The organism is Agrococcus sp. TF02-05 (assembly GCF_017565345.1).
Classification (GTDB): Bacteria; Actinomycetota; Actinomycetes; order Actinomycetales; family Microbacteriaceae; genus Agrococcus; species Agrococcus pavilionensis.
Genome location: NZ_JAGEKO010000007.1, coordinates 146,693 through 162,639, shown reverse-complemented (window position 1 = coordinate 162,639; position 15,947 = coordinate 146,693). Strand labels below are relative to the sequence as shown.

Below are 15,947 nucleotides of genomic sequence, written 5' to 3'. Positions count from 1 at the left end.
CCCATGCATCCCCTCATCGTTCTCGGCATCGGCCTCATGGTCGTCTCGTGCGTCATCAGCGGCATCGACTCCGTGCGCACCATGCGCCAGGGTCGCGAGCCCGAGCGCCGCATCCGCTCGTTCATGCTCGCGGGCGGCATGCTCGTGCTCGGCGGCATCCTCGTCGCGATCGGCGCCGCGCTGTCCTGATCAGCGCTCGACGAGGGCCCGGACCGCGCACGACGAAGGGCCCCCGCGGACGGGGGCCCTTCGCTCGGGGGCTCAGACGGCTCAGGCCTGGGGGGCGCCGGCCTCGGGGCCGTCGGCGATGCCGCCGGCCGGCTGGTCGAACGGGCGCGCGGGCGCGTCGACCGCGGTGTCCTCGGCGTCGGGGATCCACAGGTCGTCGTCGGCGCGCAGCGTCTGCCACGCGGCGTAGGCGGCGCTCACGACGGCGACGGAGCCGACGCCGATGAGGATCCACTGCCAGGCGTTCGGGCCCGACTTCGCCGGCGTCGACAGGGCGAGGTCGGGGACCGTCGCGTAGCGGCGGACGTTGTCGATCGCGCTCTGCACGCGCTCGTCCTTGCCGATGGACGCGAGTGCGGCGACCGAGCCGAGGCCCGTCGCGAGCGCGGGCACGACACTCGAGTTCCAGCCGCGGGCGGCCTTCGAGAGCCGGTCGATGCCGGCCTCCTTGCCGCGGTGCACGACGCGCTCGGCGGCGGGGCGCAGCGTCTCGGCGCTGTAGGCGCGCGCCTGCTCGCGAGCCTCGCGGGCGAGCGCAGCCGCGTGGTGGTTCACCGCGCGCTGCTCGGCCATGAGCTTGTCGGCCTGCTTGCGGAGCTTCTTGACCTGCTTCGCGCGCTTGCGCGTCAGTTCGAGCGACATGTCTGTCCTTCCGTCGTGGAGCCTGCGCGTCATCCTTGCAGGTTTTCCTGGACGCGTCACCCACGCTCCGAGGGTTTCGCTCTCGCCGAAACAGGCGCTCGCGCGCGGCTGTCGCCAAGCGCGCTGTGGGAGGATCGGGGCATGGCTCATCACACCGCTGTCGCGATCATCCGCACGAACCTCGGCGAGATCAAGGTCAACCTCCTCGGCGACCACGCCCCCAAGACCGTGCAGAACTTCGTCGAGCTCGCCACGGGCAAGCGCGAGTGGACGCACCCCGGCACCGGCAAGACCTCGACCGACCCGCTCTACGACGGCGTCGTCTTCCACCGCATCATCCCCGACTTCATGATCCAGGGCGGCGACCCGCTCGGCCAGGGCGTCGGCGGCCCCGGCTACCAGTTCGACGACGAGATCCACCCCGACCTCGACTTCAACGCGCCCTACGTGCTCGCGATGGCCAACGCCGGCAAGATCGCGGGCCGCGGCACGAACGGCTCGCAGTTCTTCATCACGACCGTCGCGACGCCGTGGCTGCAGGGCAAGCACACGATCTTCGGGCTCGTCGAGGACGAGGCGTCGCGCGGCGTCGTCGACGCGATCCAGGCCGTCGCCACCGACGGCCGCGACCGCCCGCTCGAGGACGTCGTGATCGAGACGATCGAGATCGCCGAGGCCTGAGCCGAGGTGTCATCCCCAGCGCCCGCCGACCGCTGCTACCGGCACCCCGACCGCGCGAGCTGGGTGCTGTGCCAGCGATGCGGGCGCACGGTGTGCGGCGAGTGCCAGCAGCCGTCGCCTGTCGGGGTGCGCTGCCCGGAGTGCGTGCGCGAGCTCGCCGCCGAGCAGCGCACCCTGCAGCGGCAGGTGCGAGCGGCGAGCGGTGCGCCGCGCAGCGCCGTCGGCCGGCGCGCGCGCCGCTGGTTCGCGCAGCCGGCGCCCGTGACGATGTCGATCATCGCCGTCACGGCGATCGTCGGCGCGCTGCAGCTGCTGCCGGGTGACATCGCGGCGTCGCTGCTGTTCTTCCTGCCGTACTCGCTCATCGAGCCGTGGCGCTTCGTCAGCTACGCGCTCGTGCACGCGGGCGTGCTGCACCTCGGCTTCAACATGCTCATCCTGTGGCTCATCGGCCCCTCGATCGAGCAGCGCATCGGCAGGCTGCCCTTCCTCGCCGCCTACGTCGTGAGCGCGGCGGGCGCCGCGGTCGCGATCTCGTGGCTCACGCCGCTCTCGGCGGTCGTGGGCGCGTCGGGAGCCATCTACGCGCTCTTCGGCATGGTCATCGGCATGCAGCGCATGGTGGGGCGGGTGCAGCCGAGCATCCTCATCATCGTCGCCATCAACCTCGTGCTGACGTTCGTGATCAGCAACGTCTCGTGGGCGGCGCACGTCGGCGGGCTCGTCATCGGGCTCGCGCTCGGCTTCGGGATCGGCGCCGTGCACAAGCGGCTGCGCGGCGATCAGGCGGCCAAGGCCGCGTGGCTTGTCATCGGCGGGATCGCGGTCGTGCTCGCGGCGCTGTTCGCGCTGCGGCTCGCCTCGATCCTCTGAGGTCGTTCTCCACAGTTCTCTCCACAGCTGGGGAGAACTACACCGGTGTGATTCGACTACTTCCAGCGCGTCGTCATGATGAAGCCGATGAACATCACGCCGAAGCCGATCACGATGTTCCAGGAGCCGAGCTGCGCGATGGGCAGCGTCGTGCCCGAGACGTAGTAGACGATGACCCAGAGGAAGCCGACGATCATGAAGCCGAACATCACCGGCTTGAACCACGCCGGATTGTGCTGCTCGTCGTGCGGCGAGCGCTCCTTCGCCGACCGGTTCCGATCGGCCTTGGCCCTCTCGACGGACTTCTCGCTGCTCATGGCACCCCATGCTAGTGCAGTCGCCGCCTAGGATTGAGCGGTGGCAGCCCTCGACGCTCGCGCCCGTCGCTCGGCGCGCCCCCGGCGCCGAGCGACCGTCTCGAGCGTGCTCGGCGAGCTGCTCCTGACCGCGGGGGTGCTCGCGCTCGGCTACGCCGGCTGGCAGGTGTGGCTCTCGGACGCGGTGCTCGGCGCGCAGCAGCAGCAGGCGGCCCGCGCCTTCGCCGCCGACCTCGTGCCCGAGCACCTCGAGCGCGGAGCGATCGCCGACGCATCCGCCCTCCGCACCGACGAGCCGCCGCTCGAGGCGGCTCCCGCCGACCGCGAGTCGTTCGCGATCATGCACATCCCGCGGCTCGGCGAGTTCGAGCGCGTCGTGGGGGAGGGCACGAGCCGCGCGGTGCTCGACAGCCTCGACCAGGGGCTCGCCCACTACCGCGAGTCGGCGATGCCCGGCGGGCTCGGCAACTTCGCGGTCGCCGGGCACCGCAACGGCCAGGGCGGGCCGTTCACGCACCTCGACGAGATGCGCATCGGCGACCGCGTCTACGTGCAGACGGCGAGCGCGTGGCACGTCTACGAGTTCCGCAACCACGAGTACGTGCCGCCGACGGCCGTCAGGGTCGTCGCGCCCGTGCCGCAGCTGCCGCACGTGCCGGCCGACGGCCGCTACCTCACGCTCACGACGTGCAACCCCGAGTGGTCGGCGGCGGGCCGGCTCATCGCCTACGCGACCTGGGTCGGCTGGCAGAGCGCCGACGACGGCATGCCGCTCGAGCTCGCCGCGACCCTCGGGAGGGCATGATGTACGCGGCGCTCTGGCGCGCGCTGCCCGGGCCGTGGCCCGTGCGGCTCGCGATCGTGCTCGCGCTGCTCGCCGTCACCGCCTACCTGCTCGTCTTCCACGTCTACCCGTGGGTGATGCAGTCCTTCTTCCCCACCCCCGATCCGACCTTCGCCGGATCCGACCCCGGATCGAGTGCCCACGCATGACCCGCATCCTCGTCGTCGACAACTTCGACAGCTTCGTCTACACGCTCGCCGGCTACCTGCAGGAGCTCGGCGCCGACGTCTCGGTCGTGCGCAACGACCGGGTCGACGCCGGCGCGATCACCGATTGGGACGCCGTGCTGCTCTCGCCCGGACCGGGCACGCCTGCCGAGGCGGGCGTCTCGATCCCCATGGTGCACGCGGCGATCGACGCCGGCACGCCGCTGCTCGGGGTGTGCCTCGGGCACCAGGCGATCGCCGAGGCGCTCGGCGGGGTCGTCACCCACGCGCCCGAGCTCATGCACGGCAAGACGAGCCTCGTCGAGCACGACGGCTCGACCGTCTTCGAGGGGCTCCCGAGCCCGCTCACCGCGACGCGCTACCACTCGCTCGCGGTCGTCGACGGGACGGTGCCGGATGCGCTGCGCGTGACCGCGCGGACCGTGCCCGACCCGGAGGGCGACCGGACGGCGGGCGGCGTCATCATGGCGCTCGAGCACCGCGACGCGCCCGTGTGGGGCGTGCAGTTCCACCCCGAGTCGGTGCTGACGGAGGGCGGCTACCGGATGCTCGGCAACTGGCTCGAGTCGGCCGGGCTCGACGGCGCCGCCGAGCTCGCCGCGGGCCGCGCGCCGCTCGTCACGCTCGCCCCGCCGCCGCAGCGCTGAGGGCTCGCGCGCCGCGGTTCAGCCGCCGCCGCCGTTCCGGCCGCCGTTGCCGTTGCCGTTGCCGTTGCCGTTGCCGTTCCCGCCGTTGCCGCCGTCGTCGCCGTCATCGTCGCCGGGAGGGGGCGCGGGGGCGGGATCGGCCGGCGGCGTGCTCTGCCGCGGGGGCGCGGGCGGCGCGGCGCGGCGCACGCAGTACGTCACGGTGACGCTGCTGCCCTGCGCGACGTCGCTCTCGGCCGCGACCGACTGCGCGGTCACGACGTTCGCGGCGGTGCACGCGGTGGTCGTCGACCGCCGCACCGACAGCCCGAGGTTCTCGAGCTGCGACTGCGCGCTCGAGAGCGACTGGCCGACGACGTCCGGCACGGTCACGAGGCCGTTCGAGAGCTGGATGTCGATGGTCTCGCCGCGCGTGACGTCGGTGCCGGCGCTCGGCTCGGTGCTGATGACGCGGTCGATCGCGACGGTCGGCGACGTCGCGCGCGAGACCTCGCCGACGACGTAGCCCGCGGCTTCGAGCGCCTGCCGCGCCTGCTGCTCGGTGAGGTTCGCGACGCTGATGAGCGGCACCGGCGGCGGCCCGTTGGAGACGACGATCGTCACCGGGCTGCCGGGGGAGAGTCGCACGCCGGGCCCGGGCTCCGAGCGCAGCACCGTGCCGAGCTCCGCCTCGTCGATCATCCGGCGCACCTCGGCCTCGAGGTCCGCGGCCTCGACGGCCGCGATCGCCTCGTCCTCGGTGAGGCCGGCGACCTCGGGCACGTTCGTCGAGAGGCCTGCGATCGGGAGGTTGAGGAAGTTCGTCGCCCACGCGACGGCGACGACGACGAGCACGGCGATGAGCGCCGCCGCGCCCCACAGCCACGCGACCGGCGGTCGGCGGTCGCGCTGCGTCGCGACCGGTCCGCCCTCCGCCTCGGGCTCCGGCTCGTCGGCGGTGAGGGCGGCGAACATCGTCGTCGCGGCGCCGATCTCGAGCGGCGCCGTCTCGGTCTTCTCGAAGGGCACGAGCACGCCCGCGAGGGCGTCGTCGAGCGCTTGCTTGAACTCGGTCGCCGACTGGAAGCGGTCGTCGCGCGGCTTCTCGAGCGCCTTCGCGACGATCGAGTCCATCTCGGGCGTGATGCCGGGCGTGATCGACGACGTCGTCGGGGGCTCCTCGGCGACGTGCTGGTAGGCGACGCCGACCGGGGTGTCGGCCTCGAAGGGGGCGCGGCCGGTCAGGAGCTCGAAGAGGATGACGCCGGTGGAGTAGAGGTCGGTGCGGGCGTCGACGGCCTCGCCCCTCGCCTGCTCGGGCGAGAAGTACTGGGCCGTGCCGAGGATCATGCCGGTCTGCGCGACGTTCGCGCTCGTCTCGGAGACGGCGCGGGCGATGCCGAAGTCCATGACCTTGATCTGGCCGCCGGGCGTCACCATGACGTTGCCGGGCTTGATGTCGCGGTGCACGATGCCGGCCCGGTGCGAGTACTCGAGGGCGGTCAGGATGCCCTTCGTGATCCGCACGGCCTCCGACTCGGGGAGCGGACCCTCGGCGATGATGTCCTTCACCATCCGGCCGTCGATGTACTCCATGACGATGTACGGCACCGCGGCCGGCTGGCCGCTCGAGTCGACCGCGGGCTCCTCGCCCGCGTCGAAGACGCGCACGACGGTCGGGTGCGACATGCGCGCCGCGGACTGCGCCTCCTGGCGGAAGCGCGTGCGGAACTCGGGATCCCGCGAGAGCTCGGGCTTGAGCAGCTTCACCGCGACCTGGCGGTCGAGCCGGGTGTCGCGCGCGAGGTGCACCTCGGCCATGCCGCCCTGCCCGATGAGCTCGCCGATCTCGTAGCGGTCGCCGAGGGTCCGCAGCGACGCGATGATGCTGTCGGTCATCGCGGCTCCTCTCCTCGTGCGTGGCTCGCCGCTCCCCGGGACGGGGGATCGGTCGATTCTACGTCAGGGCCGCTCGACGGCCCCGGCCGGGCGCCTCACGGCTCGGTCGTGGGCTCCGGCGTCGGGGTCGGCGTGGGCGTCGGGGTCGGCGTGGGCTCCGGCTCGGGCTCCTCCTCGGCCACCGCGGTGATCTCGAGCGCGGGCGACGAGCCGCTCGTGAGCGGCTGCCCGCCCTCGACCTCGCAGCTGAACGTGTAGGTCACGGTCGTCGTGCCCTCGCCGAGCCCGGGCGCCAGGATGTCGAAGCCCTCGACGGGCGTCACCTGGTCCTGCACCCGGCCGTCGGGCCACGTGATCGTCGCGACGTAGTCGCCGCGCGTGTAGCCGGAGGGGCACGTCGCGGCGTCCCACACGATCGACGGGGTCGCGCCGACCTCCTGCGCAGCGGGGTCGGAGCCGTCGCCGAGCCGCGGTGCGGCGGTCGGGTCGTCGATCTGCGCGACCGCGCTGTGGATCGTGCCGGTGATCGTCGAGCCCTCCGGCACCGGGCCGGTCGGGGCGACGGCATAGATGCGGCCCACGAGCGCGGGGTCGGTCGCGGGCTGGCCGGTCTCGACCGCGGGCACGAGGTTCAGCGCCTCCACCGCGTCGCGGAACTCCTGCTCGTCCATGCCCTCGAACTGCTCGAGCGAGATGTCGACGAGCGCGGCGGACTGGCTCTCGGAGCCGGGCGTCGACGCGGCCGGATCGGGTCGCTGCTGGTTGAAGAGCATGAGGGCGATCGCGACGCCCGCGGCGACGAGCAGCACGGCGAGGATGACGACCGGCCAGATCCACGGGTTGGTGCGGCGCTTCCGCTCCTCGACCGCGGTCGTCGCGCTCGTCACGGGCAGCGCGGCGGTCGCGGGCGACGACTGCGTCGTGATGACGCGCGTCGCCGCTTGCGTCGGCGAGTCGATCGTCGCGAACGAGTCGGTCGACGCGATGCCCGGCACGATGGCGGCGGCGCCGGCGATGTCGCCGCGGCGCAGCATCGTGGCCGCGCGCGAGAGGTGCGCGGCCGACGTCGGCCGGTCGGCCGGCGTCTTGGCGATGCACGAGAGCACGAGGTTGCGCACCGGCTCAGGGATCGTGCCAGGGAGGTCCGGCGGCGCGTCGTTGATGTGCGCCATCGCGATCGCGACCTGCGACTCGCCCGTGAACGGCCGGCGCCCCGCGAGGGCCTCGTACGCGACGATGCCGAGCGAGTAGATGTCGGTCGACGGGGCGGCCTGCTGGCCCGAGGCCTGCTCGGGCGAGAGGTACTGCACCGTGCCCATCACCTGGCCGGTCGCGGTGAGCGGAACCTGGTCGGCGATCCGCGCGATGCCGAAGTCGGTGATCTTCACGCGCCCCTCGGGCGTGATGAGCAGGTTGCCGGGCTTGACGTCGCGGTGCACGAGCCCCGCCTGGTGCGCGGCGTGCAGGGCCGCGGACGTCTGGGCGACGATGTCGAGCACCTTGTCGGCCGAGAGCGTGCGGTCGCGGTCGAGGATCGCGCTGAGCGGCTCGCCCGGCACGAGCTCCATCACGAGGAAGGCGCTGCCGTCCTCCTCGCCGTAGTCGAAGACGTTCGCGATGCCCTCGTGGTTGACGAGCGCCGCGTGCCGGGCCTCGGCGCGGAAGCGCTCGAGGAACCCGGGATCGCCCATGTACTCGTCCTTGAGGATCTTGAGCGCGACGGTGCGCCCGATCACCTGATCGGTCGCCTGCCAGACCTCGCCCATGCCGCCGATGGCGATCCGGCTGGTCAGCTGGTATCGCCCACCGAAGGTGAGTCCGCTGGATGGTCTCATGAGTTCAGCACCGCCTCGATCACTGCTCTCCCGATAGGTGCGGCGATCACGTTTGAAGTATCACCGACGATGTTCTCACTAGGCACGACCACGACGGCGACTGCCACGCTCCGTTCGCCCAGCTCTCCGTACCCCGTGAACCACAGGTTGAACGGCTCGCCCCGCTCGCCCGTCTCGGCGGTGCCCGTCTTGCCGCCCACGGTCGCGCCCGGCACGGCCGCGTTCGACGCGAGCCCCTCGGTCACGCCGCGCTCCATCGCGCCGCGGAGCGCCGTCGCCGTCGCCGCCGAGATCGGGTTGGCGAGGATCTCGGCCTCCGGGTCGTCGACGACGTCGAGGTTGGGCGCGAGCACGCGATCGACCATCTGCGGGCGCAGCATCGTGCCGTCGTTGTTGATCGCGGCCGAGACCATCGCCATCTGCAGCGGCGTCACGCGCACGTCGAACTGGCCGAAGCCCGTGAGCATGAGGCTCGGCTCGTCGAGCTGCGCCGGGTACTGGCTCGGGGTCACCCGCAGCGGGATCTCGAGCTCCTGGCCGAAGCCGAAGGCCTCGGCCTGCTGCCGCAGCGCGTCGGCGCCGAGCTCCTGCGCGAGCAGGGCGAACTGGATGTTGCACGAGAGCACGATCGCCGTCTCGAGCGTCGCGGTCTCGTCGGGCCCGCACGGCCCGCGCGTCGCGTTGCGCACGACCGCCGTCGATTGCGGCAGCTGCAGCTCGACGGGGTTCTCGAACTCGGACTGGAGCGTGTAGCGGCCCGATTCGAGCGCCGCGGCCGCGGTGATGAGCTTGAAGACCGAGCCGGGGAAGTAGAGGTCGCCGGCGATCGTGCGATTGACGAGCGGGTCGCCCGGGTCGTTGAGCAGCCGGTCGTAGACCTCCCGGACGCCGGCGATGTCGTGCGAGGCGAAGGCGTTGGGGTCGAAGGTGGGGCTCGAGTGCATCGCGAGCACGTCGCCCGTCTCGGGGTCGATCGCGATGACGGCGCCCTCGCGGTCGCCGAGCCCCTCGGCCGCGGCCTGCTGCGCGGCGCTGTCGATCGTGAGCTCGACCGAGGCGCCGGAGGGGTCCTGGCCCGTGAGCGTCGCGAGCACCTGCTCGAGGAACTGGCTGTTCGCGGTGCCCGTGAGCTCGGCGTTCATCGCCTCCTCGATGCCGCTGTTGCCCTGGCCGAGCGTGTTGTACCCGGTGACGGATGCGTAGAGCGACCCGAGCGGGTACTGCCGCTGCCACTCGAACTCGTCGTCCGACGGGGTCGAGAGCGCGACCGGGACGCCGTCGACGACGATCGAGCCGCGCTCGACCGAGAAGGAGTCGAGCAGCGTGCGCGTGTTGCGCGCATCCGTGTGCAGCGCATCCGCCTGCACCGCCTGGATCATCGTCGACGAGCCGAACAGCGCGACGAACATCACCATGAGCAGCATGCTCACGCGGCGGATCGGCCGGCGCATGCTCTGCTCCCGCTCGGCGCTCGTCATGCGATCCCCCTTCCGCGCACGGAGTCGCTCAGCCGCAGCAGCAGCGCCACGATGAGCCAGTTGGCCAGCAGCGAGGAGCCTCCTGCCGCGAGGAACGGCGTCGTGAGCCCCGTGAGCGGGATGAGCCGCGTGACGCCGCCGACGACGATGAAGACCTGCAGGCCGATCGTGAAGGCGAGCCCGACCGCGAGCAGCTTCGTGAAGTCGTCGGGGCCCTGGAAGCCGATGCGGATGCCGCGCGAGACGAGGATGAGGTAGAGCCCGAGGATCGCGAAGATGCCCACGAGCCCGAGCTCCTCGCCGAGCGAGGGGATGATGTAGTCGCTGTTGGCGTAGGGCGTGATGTCGGGCCTGCCGAGCCCGAGGCCCGTGCCGAGCAGCCCGCCGTGCGCCATCCCGAACACGCCCTGCACGATCTGGTACGAGCCGCCCTGCGCGTCGTAGACGCTCGGGTCGAAGGCGTGGATCCACGCCCCGATGCGGCGCTGCACGTAGCCGAGGGCGAAGTAGGCGGCGATGCCGCCGAGCGCGACGAGCCCGAGCCCGATGACCATCCACGAGCGGCGGCCGGTCGCGACGTAGATCATCACGAGGAAGAGGCCGAAGTAGAGCAGCGAGGTGCCGAGGTCGCGCTGGAAGACGAGCACGAGCAGGCACATCGCCCACACGATGAGGATCGGCCCGAGGTCGCGCACGCGCGGGAAGCGGATGCCGAGCACCTTGCGCCCGACGACCGAGAGCGAGTCGCGCGCGGTCATGAGGTAGCCGGCGAAGAAGATCGCGAGCGCGATCTTCGCGAGCTCGCCCGGCTGCAGCGAGAGCACGCTGCCGAGGCCGATCCAGACCGTCGCGCCGTTGATCGTGCGGCCGAGGCCCGGCACGAGCGGCAGCACGAGCAGGATGATCGCGGCCGCCATCGCGAGGAAGCGGTAGCGCGCGAGCACCCGGTGGTTGCGGATGACGACGATCGTCGCGATCGCGATGAGCAGCGCGATGCCCGTCCAGGCGATCTGCCGCATCGAGGCGGCGTCCCAGCCCGTCGCGCCCTCGGCGATGTCGATGCGGTAGATCATCGCGATGCCGAGGCCGTTGAGCACCGTCACGACCGGGAGGATGATCGCGTCGGCCTCGCGGGCGACGACGCGGAGCGCGATGTGCAGCGCGAGGGTGAGCAGGCCGAGGAGCCCGGCGAGCTGCAGCGGCATCATGTCGACGCGCTGGAGCGCGCCGAGCTGCACGAGCACCATCGCGCCGCCCGCGAGCACCCAGGCGATGACGAGCAGGAAGAGCTCGAGGTTGCGCAGCTTCGCGGGGTTGCGGATGCGCACCTTGATCGCCTCGGTGACGTCGCGCAGCTGCACGATGCCCGTCTGGAGCGCGGTGGGAGCGGTGCGGTCGGTCATGGCGATCGCTCCAGCCTCTCGACGATGGCCTGCGCGTCGGCGAGCGACTCGGCCGAGATGGTCTGCTCGATGCTGCGCTGGTTGAAGGGCGTGAGCTCGTCGAGCTCGATGTCGGTGCTCTCGATCTCGGTCGCGAGCACGAACGGGCCGATCTGCTGCTGGATGCCCTGGTAGATCGCCACGTTCCCCGCGTCGTTGACGCCGACGAAGAAGCGGTCCTGGGTCCAGCTGTAGAACATCGCGCTGAGCGTCACCGCGAGGGCGATCGCGAGCACCGCGCCGATCGACCAGCTGATGCGGCGGTTGCGGCGCATGCGGCGCTGCTCGGCGAGCAGCTCCTGCAGGAACTCCTCGCTCTCGGGCTCGAAGTGCTCGAACGCCGGCTGCATGCGCGCCTGCCGCGGGTGCAGCAGCAGCTGCGAGAGGCTCAGCGACGTGCGCTCGGGCTCGACGGCCTCGTAGCTGATGGGCGCAGCGGCGGAGCCGACGGTCGTCGGCTCGACCGCCGACGACCGTCGCTCGTCGATGTCGACGACCACGACCGTGACGTTGTCGGGCGCTCCGCGCGAGAGCGACTCGTTCACGAGGCGCTGCACGGTCGAGGGGGTGTCGAGCCGCTGCTCGAGGATCGCGCGGATGCGGTCCTCGTCGACGTACGACGACAGGCCGTCCGAGCACACGAGGTAGCGGTCGCCCGGCAGCGCGTCCTCGACCCACGTGTCGATCTCGGGATCGGTCTCGATGTTGCCGAGCACGCGCATCACGACGTTGCGGCGCGGGTGGTGCTCGGCCTCCTCGCGCGTGATGCGGCCGGCGTCGACGAGCCGCTGCACGAAGGTGTGGTCGGTCGAGAGCTGCTCGAGCGCGCCGACGCGGTAGCGGTAGATGCGGCTGTCGCCGATGTGGGCGACGCCGAGCCGGTCGCCGACGCGGATGATGCCCGACGCCGTCGTGCCCATGCCCGAGAGCTCGGGGTGCTCGAGCATCGCCTGCTGCAGCGCCTCGTTGCCGGCCCGGAGCGCGTCGGCGAGGGCCTGCGCCGCTTGCTCCGCGCTCTCGTACTCGACGTCGGCCTCGCGCACCTTGCGGGTGACGATGGCGCTCGCGACGTCGCCGCCCGCGTGCCCGCCCATGCCGTCGGCCACGAAGCTCAAGTGGGCGCCCGTGTAGCCCGAGTCCTGGTTCTCGGTGCGGATGCGGCCGACATGGCTGATGGCGGCCGCGAGCGGTGCGCTCAAGCTCAGCGCCTCAGCTCGAACGTCGTCGTGCCGATCCGCACCGAGCTGCCGACCCGCACGGGCGTCGACTGGGTGATCCGCTTGCCCTCGACGAACGTGCCGTTGGTCGAGTCGAGGTCCTGCACGACCCACTCGTCGCGCCAGCGCACGATCTTGGCGTGCGAGTTCGAGGTGTAGTCGTCCTTGATCTGCAGGCCGGCGCTGCTCGAGCGACCGATCGTGAGCCCCGTCTCGGGCAGCTCGATCTCGGTGCCGGTGCGCGGGCCGGAGGTGATGACGATGCGGCGGGCGAGGCCGGATGCGCTCCCGGCGCTCGCGCGCTCGGTCACGGTGGTCGGTGCGTCGCCGCCCGCCGCCGGGGCGGCCTGCGCGGCCGCCTCCGCGCGGGTGCGCTGGCTCTGCACCGCGACGCGCTGCAGCGGCGTGAGCTTCGGCCCGAAGAGGTCGCTGCGCAGCGAGTACAGCACGATGAAGACGAACAGCCACAGGAGGGCGAGGAAGCCGATCCGGATGATGATGAGGGTCAGCTCGCTCATGCGCGGCGCTCCTTCGACTGCGCGAGCACGCGGTAGACGATGCGCGTCGCGCCGATGTCGATGATCGAGTCGGGCTCGAGCAGCGCCGTCCCCAGCGCCCGGCCGTTCAGCGTCGTGCCGTTCGTCGAGCCGAGGTCGCTCACCTGGGCGCGCGTGCCGTCCCAGACGATCTCGGCGTGCTTGCGCGAGGCGCCCGCGTCGTCGACGGTGATGTCGGCGTCCGAGCCGCGGCCGATGACGGTGCGGCCCTTCCGCAGCTGGTGGCGCTTGCCCTTGATGTCGACGACCGCGGTCCAGACGACCTCGCCGGCCTCGGTGTCCGAGTGGATGTCGAGCATCCCGGTCGACATCGCCTCGTCGGGCTCGAAGCCGAGGTCGACGGGGCCGGGGAAGGAGTAGCCCGACTGGCGCGCGTGGCTCTGCACCGTCGAGGTGAGCTCGTCGAGCAGCGGCTCGCCGAGGCGGCGCAGCCGCTGGAAGTCGGCAGGAGCGAGGCGCACGGTGAGCCGGTTCGGCACGAGGATGCGGTCGCGGGAGACGACGGACGCGCTCGTGTCGAGCTCGCGCTTGAGCGCGCTCGCGATCTCGACGGGCTCCACGCCGGAGCGGAACGTCTTCGCGAAGGCGCCGTTGACGGCTCGCTCGAGACCGCGCTCGATCGCGTCGAGGAATCCCACTGCCGTCATCACCACCCTTCGTCGTCGCCCGACAGCGTACCCGCCGTCGCTCCGAACCTGATATTCTCGTGGGGTTGCCCGGGCTGCCCCGGGCGTCGCGCGAGTGGCGGAATTGGCAGACGCGCTGGCTTCAGGTGCCAGTGTCCGTACGGACGTGGGGGTTCAAGTCCCCCCTCGCGCACGGGAAGGCCCCGGGCTCCACCCCGGGGCCTTTTCTCGTCTCGCCCCTCCGCATCGCCACGCCCGCCGGTCGAGCGGCGGCCGCGTCACCACCCCCGTTGGTCGAGTAGCGCCCGCAGGGCGCGTATCGAGACCATCGCTCGGAGCAGCGGTCTCGATACGGCGGCCTGGCGGCCGCCTACTCGACCTTGCAGCCTCCGCGCTCAACGCGGCAGAGCCGCATTGAGCGCTACGGCTGCAACACCACCTTGATGCAGTCATCCTCCTTCTTCTGGAAGATCTCGTAGTACTCCGGCGCATGCTCGAGCGGCACGAGGTGCGTCGTGAGGTCGCCCGTGCCGAGCGGGTCGGCCGGGTCCTCGACGAGCGGCATGAGCTCGTCGCGCCACGACTGCACGTTGCACTGGCCCATCCGCAGCGTGATCTGCTTGTCGAACAGCGTCATCATCGGCATCGGGTCGGCCGAGCCCACGTAGACGCCGCTGAGCGAGACGGTGCCGCCGCGGCGCACCGCGTCGAACGCCGTGTGGAGGGCCGAGAGCCGGTCGAGCCCCGCGTGCCGCATCATCGGCTTCGCGAGCAGGTCGGGGAGCGCGCCGACGAGCTGCTGCGCCGTCGCGGCGCCGGGTGCCCCGTGCGCCTCCATGCCGACGGCGTCGACGATCGCGTCGGGCCCGCGGCCGTCCGTGAGGTCCTTGAGCGCATCCGTCGCATCCGGCATGTCGAGCGTCTCGACGCCGTAGCGCTCGGCCATCGCGCGGCGCTCCGCGACCGGCTCGACCGCGATGACGCGGTGGCCGAGGTGCTTGCCGATGCGCGCGACGAACTGGCCGACCGGCCCGAGCCCCATGACGCCGAGCGTCTGGCCGGGCTCGAGGCCCGCGTAGGCGACGCCCTGCCACGCGGTCGGCAGGATGTCGCTCAGGAAGAGGTAGCGGTCGTCGGCGAGCTCCGAGCCGACCTTCGTCGCGTTGAAGTCGGCGTAGGGCACGCGCAGCCGCTCGGCCTGGCCGCCGGGCACCGAGCCGTAGAGCGACGTGTAGCCGTAGAGCGATGCGCCGGTGCCGGAGTGGCGGTTCTGGGTCGTCTCGCACTGCGTCGTGAGGCCCTTCCGGCACATGAAGCAGCTGCCGCACGCGACGACGAACGGGATGACGACGCGGTCGCCGACCTGCAGGTCCGCCACCGCCGAGCCGACCTCCTCGACGATGCCCATCGGCTCGTGGCCGAGGATGTCGCCCTTCTTGAGGAAGGGCGCGAAGAGCTCGTACAGGTGGAGGTCGGAGCCGCAGATCGCGGTCGACGTGATGCGGATGACCGCGTCGGTCGGCTCCTGGATGACGGGGTCGGGGACCTCCTCGACCGAGACCTTGCGCTTGCCTTGCCAAGTGAGTGCTCGCATGCCCTCGACCGTATGCACTGGCACCCCCGCGGAGGCTGGATTCGGAGCGAACGGTCAGCAGATGCCGAGGCGGTCAGCGGATGCCGAGCTCGGCCGAGAGCGCCTCGAGCGCCGGCAGCGGGTCCTCCCGCGCGGGCAGGATCTGCACGCACACGTGGTCGGCGCCCGCGTCGAGGTGCTCGCGCACCGCCTCGGCGAGCCGAGCCGGCGAGCCGTGCGGCGCGAGCGCATCCACGGCCTCGTCCGTCGCGCCGCCGTCGAGCTCGGCGGCCGTGAAGCCGTGCGACTCGAGCGTCCGGCGGTAGTTCGAGAGCGAGAGGTAGCGCTCGAGGAAGCGGCGCGCCGCCGCTCGCGCCTGCCCAGGCTCGAGGCCCGGCACGAGCCGCTGCTCGGGCGCGACGAGGCGCTCGGGGCCGACGATCTCGCGCGCGAAGCGCGTGTGCTCGGGGCCGACGATCTCGCGCGCGAAGCGCGTGTGCTCGGGCGTCGTCAGGTACGGATGCGTGCCCGCGGCGCGCTCGGCGGCGAGCGCGAGCGTGCGCGGGCCGAGCGCCGAGATGACCCGCCGATCGCTCGGCACGCCCGCGGCGTCGAGCTCGTCGAGGTAGGCGACGAGCGCCGAGTAGGGGCGCCGGTAGCGCTCGTCGATCGCCTCGGGGTGGCCGATGCCGATGCCGAGCGTGAAGCGGCCGGGATGCGCCGCCTCGAGCCGGTGGAACGACGCCGCGACCTCGGCCGCCGGCGCGGTCCAGATGTTGACGATGCCCGTCGCGACGCGCATGCGCTCGGTCGCCTCGAGCAGGCGCTCGGCGATCGAGAGGTCGGCGGCGGGGGAGCCGCCGATCCAGGCGGTGTCGAAGCCGAGGCGCTCGGCCGCGGCGGCGAGCTCCGGGGTGAGGAGCGCGCCGCCGCGCCACAGGC

Annotated in this window: 17 protein-coding genes and 1 tRNA gene; 7 read left to right on the top strand and 11 right to left on the bottom strand. The window is 72.1% G+C overall.

Annotated features, from left to right (window positions below):
- Positions 1-3 precede the first annotated feature (3 nt).
- Entirely contained in the window at positions 4-189 is a 186-nt protein-coding gene (locus JQT67_RS08190; RefSeq protein ID WP_208064246.1) for a hypothetical protein, read from the top strand.
- Between the two features lie 81 nt (positions 190-270).
- Here JQT67_RS08190 and JQT67_RS08185 read toward each other — a convergent pair whose 3' ends face one another.
- Positions 271-870, bottom strand: a complete 600-nt coding sequence (locus tag JQT67_RS08185; protein WP_208064245.1) for a hypothetical protein — start codon at positions 868-870, stop codon at positions 271-273.
- 141 nt (positions 871-1,011) lie between these two features.
- Between JQT67_RS08185 and JQT67_RS08180 the strand changes: the two genes are divergently transcribed.
- A complete protein-coding gene (locus JQT67_RS08180; protein ID WP_208064244.1) occupies positions 1,012-1,551 on the top strand; it encodes a peptidylprolyl isomerase in 540 nt (179 codons plus the stop codon).
- A gap of 126 nt (positions 1,552-1,677) precedes the next feature.
- Positions 1,678-2,424 carry a rhomboid family intramembrane serine protease gene (locus JQT67_RS08175; RefSeq protein ID WP_208064243.1) on the top strand — a complete coding sequence of 249 codons (747 nt, stop codon included), beginning with the start codon at positions 1,678-1,680 and terminating at the stop codon, positions 2,422-2,424.
- A 56-nt stretch (positions 2,425-2,480) separates the two neighbouring features.
- Here JQT67_RS08175 and JQT67_RS08170 read toward each other — a convergent pair whose 3' ends face one another.
- Positions 2,481-2,741 (bottom strand): cell division protein CrgA, encoded by a 261-nt coding sequence (locus tag JQT67_RS08170; RefSeq protein WP_021010622.1) that lies wholly within the window; start codon positions 2,739-2,741, stop codon positions 2,481-2,483.
- A gap of 40 nt (positions 2,742-2,781) precedes the next feature.
- Between JQT67_RS08170 and JQT67_RS08165 the strand changes: the two genes are divergently transcribed.
- The 3 genes from JQT67_RS08165 to JQT67_RS08155 are packed head-to-tail and all read left to right on the top strand — an operon-like array spanning position 2,782 to position 4,399.
- A complete protein-coding gene (locus JQT67_RS08165) occupies positions 2,782-3,546 on the top strand; it encodes a class E sortase (protein WP_208064242.1) in 765 nt (254 codons plus the stop codon).
- Complete coding sequence (locus JQT67_RS08160; RefSeq protein WP_307864270.1) at positions 3,543-3,734, top strand: hypothetical protein; 192 nt, start codon at positions 3,543-3,545, stop codon at positions 3,732-3,734. The genes JQT67_RS08165 and JQT67_RS08160 overlap by 4 nt, the downstream gene beginning before the upstream one ends.
- Positions 3,731-4,399 carry an aminodeoxychorismate/anthranilate synthase component II gene (locus JQT67_RS08155; RefSeq protein WP_208064241.1) on the top strand — a complete coding sequence of 223 codons (669 nt, stop codon included), beginning with the start codon at positions 3,731-3,733 and terminating at the stop codon, positions 4,397-4,399. The genes JQT67_RS08160 and JQT67_RS08155 overlap by 4 nt, the downstream gene beginning before the upstream one ends.
- 18 nt (positions 4,400-4,417) lie before the next feature.
- Here JQT67_RS08155 and pknB read toward each other — a convergent pair whose 3' ends face one another.
- From pknB to JQT67_RS08120, 7 genes are all read right to left on the bottom strand, one after another.
- Complete coding sequence (pknB, locus tag JQT67_RS08150) at positions 4,418-6,277, bottom strand: Stk1 family PASTA domain-containing Ser/Thr kinase (RefSeq protein WP_208064240.1); 1,860 nt, start codon at positions 6,275-6,277, stop codon at positions 4,418-4,420.
- Positions 6,278-6,372: 95 nt separating this feature from the next.
- Entirely contained in the window at positions 6,373-8,112 is a 1,740-nt protein-coding gene (locus tag JQT67_RS08145; RefSeq protein ID WP_208064239.1) for a protein kinase, read from the bottom strand.
- A complete protein-coding gene (locus tag JQT67_RS08140; RefSeq protein WP_021010628.1) occupies positions 8,109-9,590 on the bottom strand; it encodes a penicillin-binding protein 2 in 1,482 nt (493 codons plus the stop codon). Before JQT67_RS08140 ends, JQT67_RS08145 begins: the two co-directional genes overlap by 4 nt.
- A complete protein-coding gene (locus JQT67_RS08135) occupies positions 9,587-10,993 on the bottom strand; it encodes an FtsW/RodA/SpoVE family cell cycle protein (RefSeq protein ID WP_021010629.1) in 1,407 nt (468 codons plus the stop codon). Before JQT67_RS08135 ends, JQT67_RS08140 begins: the two co-directional genes overlap by 4 nt.
- A complete protein-coding gene (locus JQT67_RS08130) occupies positions 10,990-12,231 on the bottom strand; it encodes a PP2C family serine/threonine-protein phosphatase (RefSeq protein ID WP_208064238.1) in 1,242 nt (413 codons plus the stop codon). Before JQT67_RS08130 ends, JQT67_RS08135 begins: the two co-directional genes overlap by 4 nt.
- A gap of 2 nt (positions 12,232-12,233) precedes the next feature.
- Positions 12,234-12,767 carry an FHA domain-containing protein gene (locus JQT67_RS08125; RefSeq protein ID WP_208064237.1) on the bottom strand — a complete coding sequence of 178 codons (534 nt, stop codon included), beginning with the start codon at positions 12,765-12,767 and terminating at the stop codon, positions 12,234-12,236.
- On the bottom strand, positions 12,764-13,444 hold the full coding sequence (locus JQT67_RS08120; protein WP_208064358.1) for a DUF3662 and FHA domain-containing protein: 681 nt from the start codon (positions 13,442-13,444) through the stop codon (positions 12,764-12,766). Before JQT67_RS08120 ends, JQT67_RS08125 begins: the two co-directional genes overlap by 4 nt.
- Positions 13,445-13,541: 97 nt before the next feature.
- Between JQT67_RS08120 and JQT67_RS08115 the strand changes: the two genes are divergently transcribed.
- Positions 13,542-13,625: transfer RNA gene (locus JQT67_RS08115), tRNA-Leu, on the top strand.
- Positions 13,626-13,853: 228 nt separating this feature from the next.
- Here the strand turns inward: JQT67_RS08115 and JQT67_RS08110 are convergent.
- A complete protein-coding gene (locus JQT67_RS08110) occupies positions 13,854-15,026 on the bottom strand; it encodes a zinc-dependent alcohol dehydrogenase (RefSeq protein WP_208064236.1) in 1,173 nt (390 codons plus the stop codon).
- Positions 15,027-15,099: 73 nt separating this feature from the next.
- Positions 15,100-15,945: an LLM class flavin-dependent oxidoreductase gene (locus JQT67_RS08105; protein WP_243755842.1), complete on the bottom strand. Its 846-nt coding sequence runs from the start codon at positions 15,943-15,945 to the stop codon at positions 15,100-15,102.
- Between the last annotated feature and the right edge of the window lie 2 nt (positions 15,946-15,947).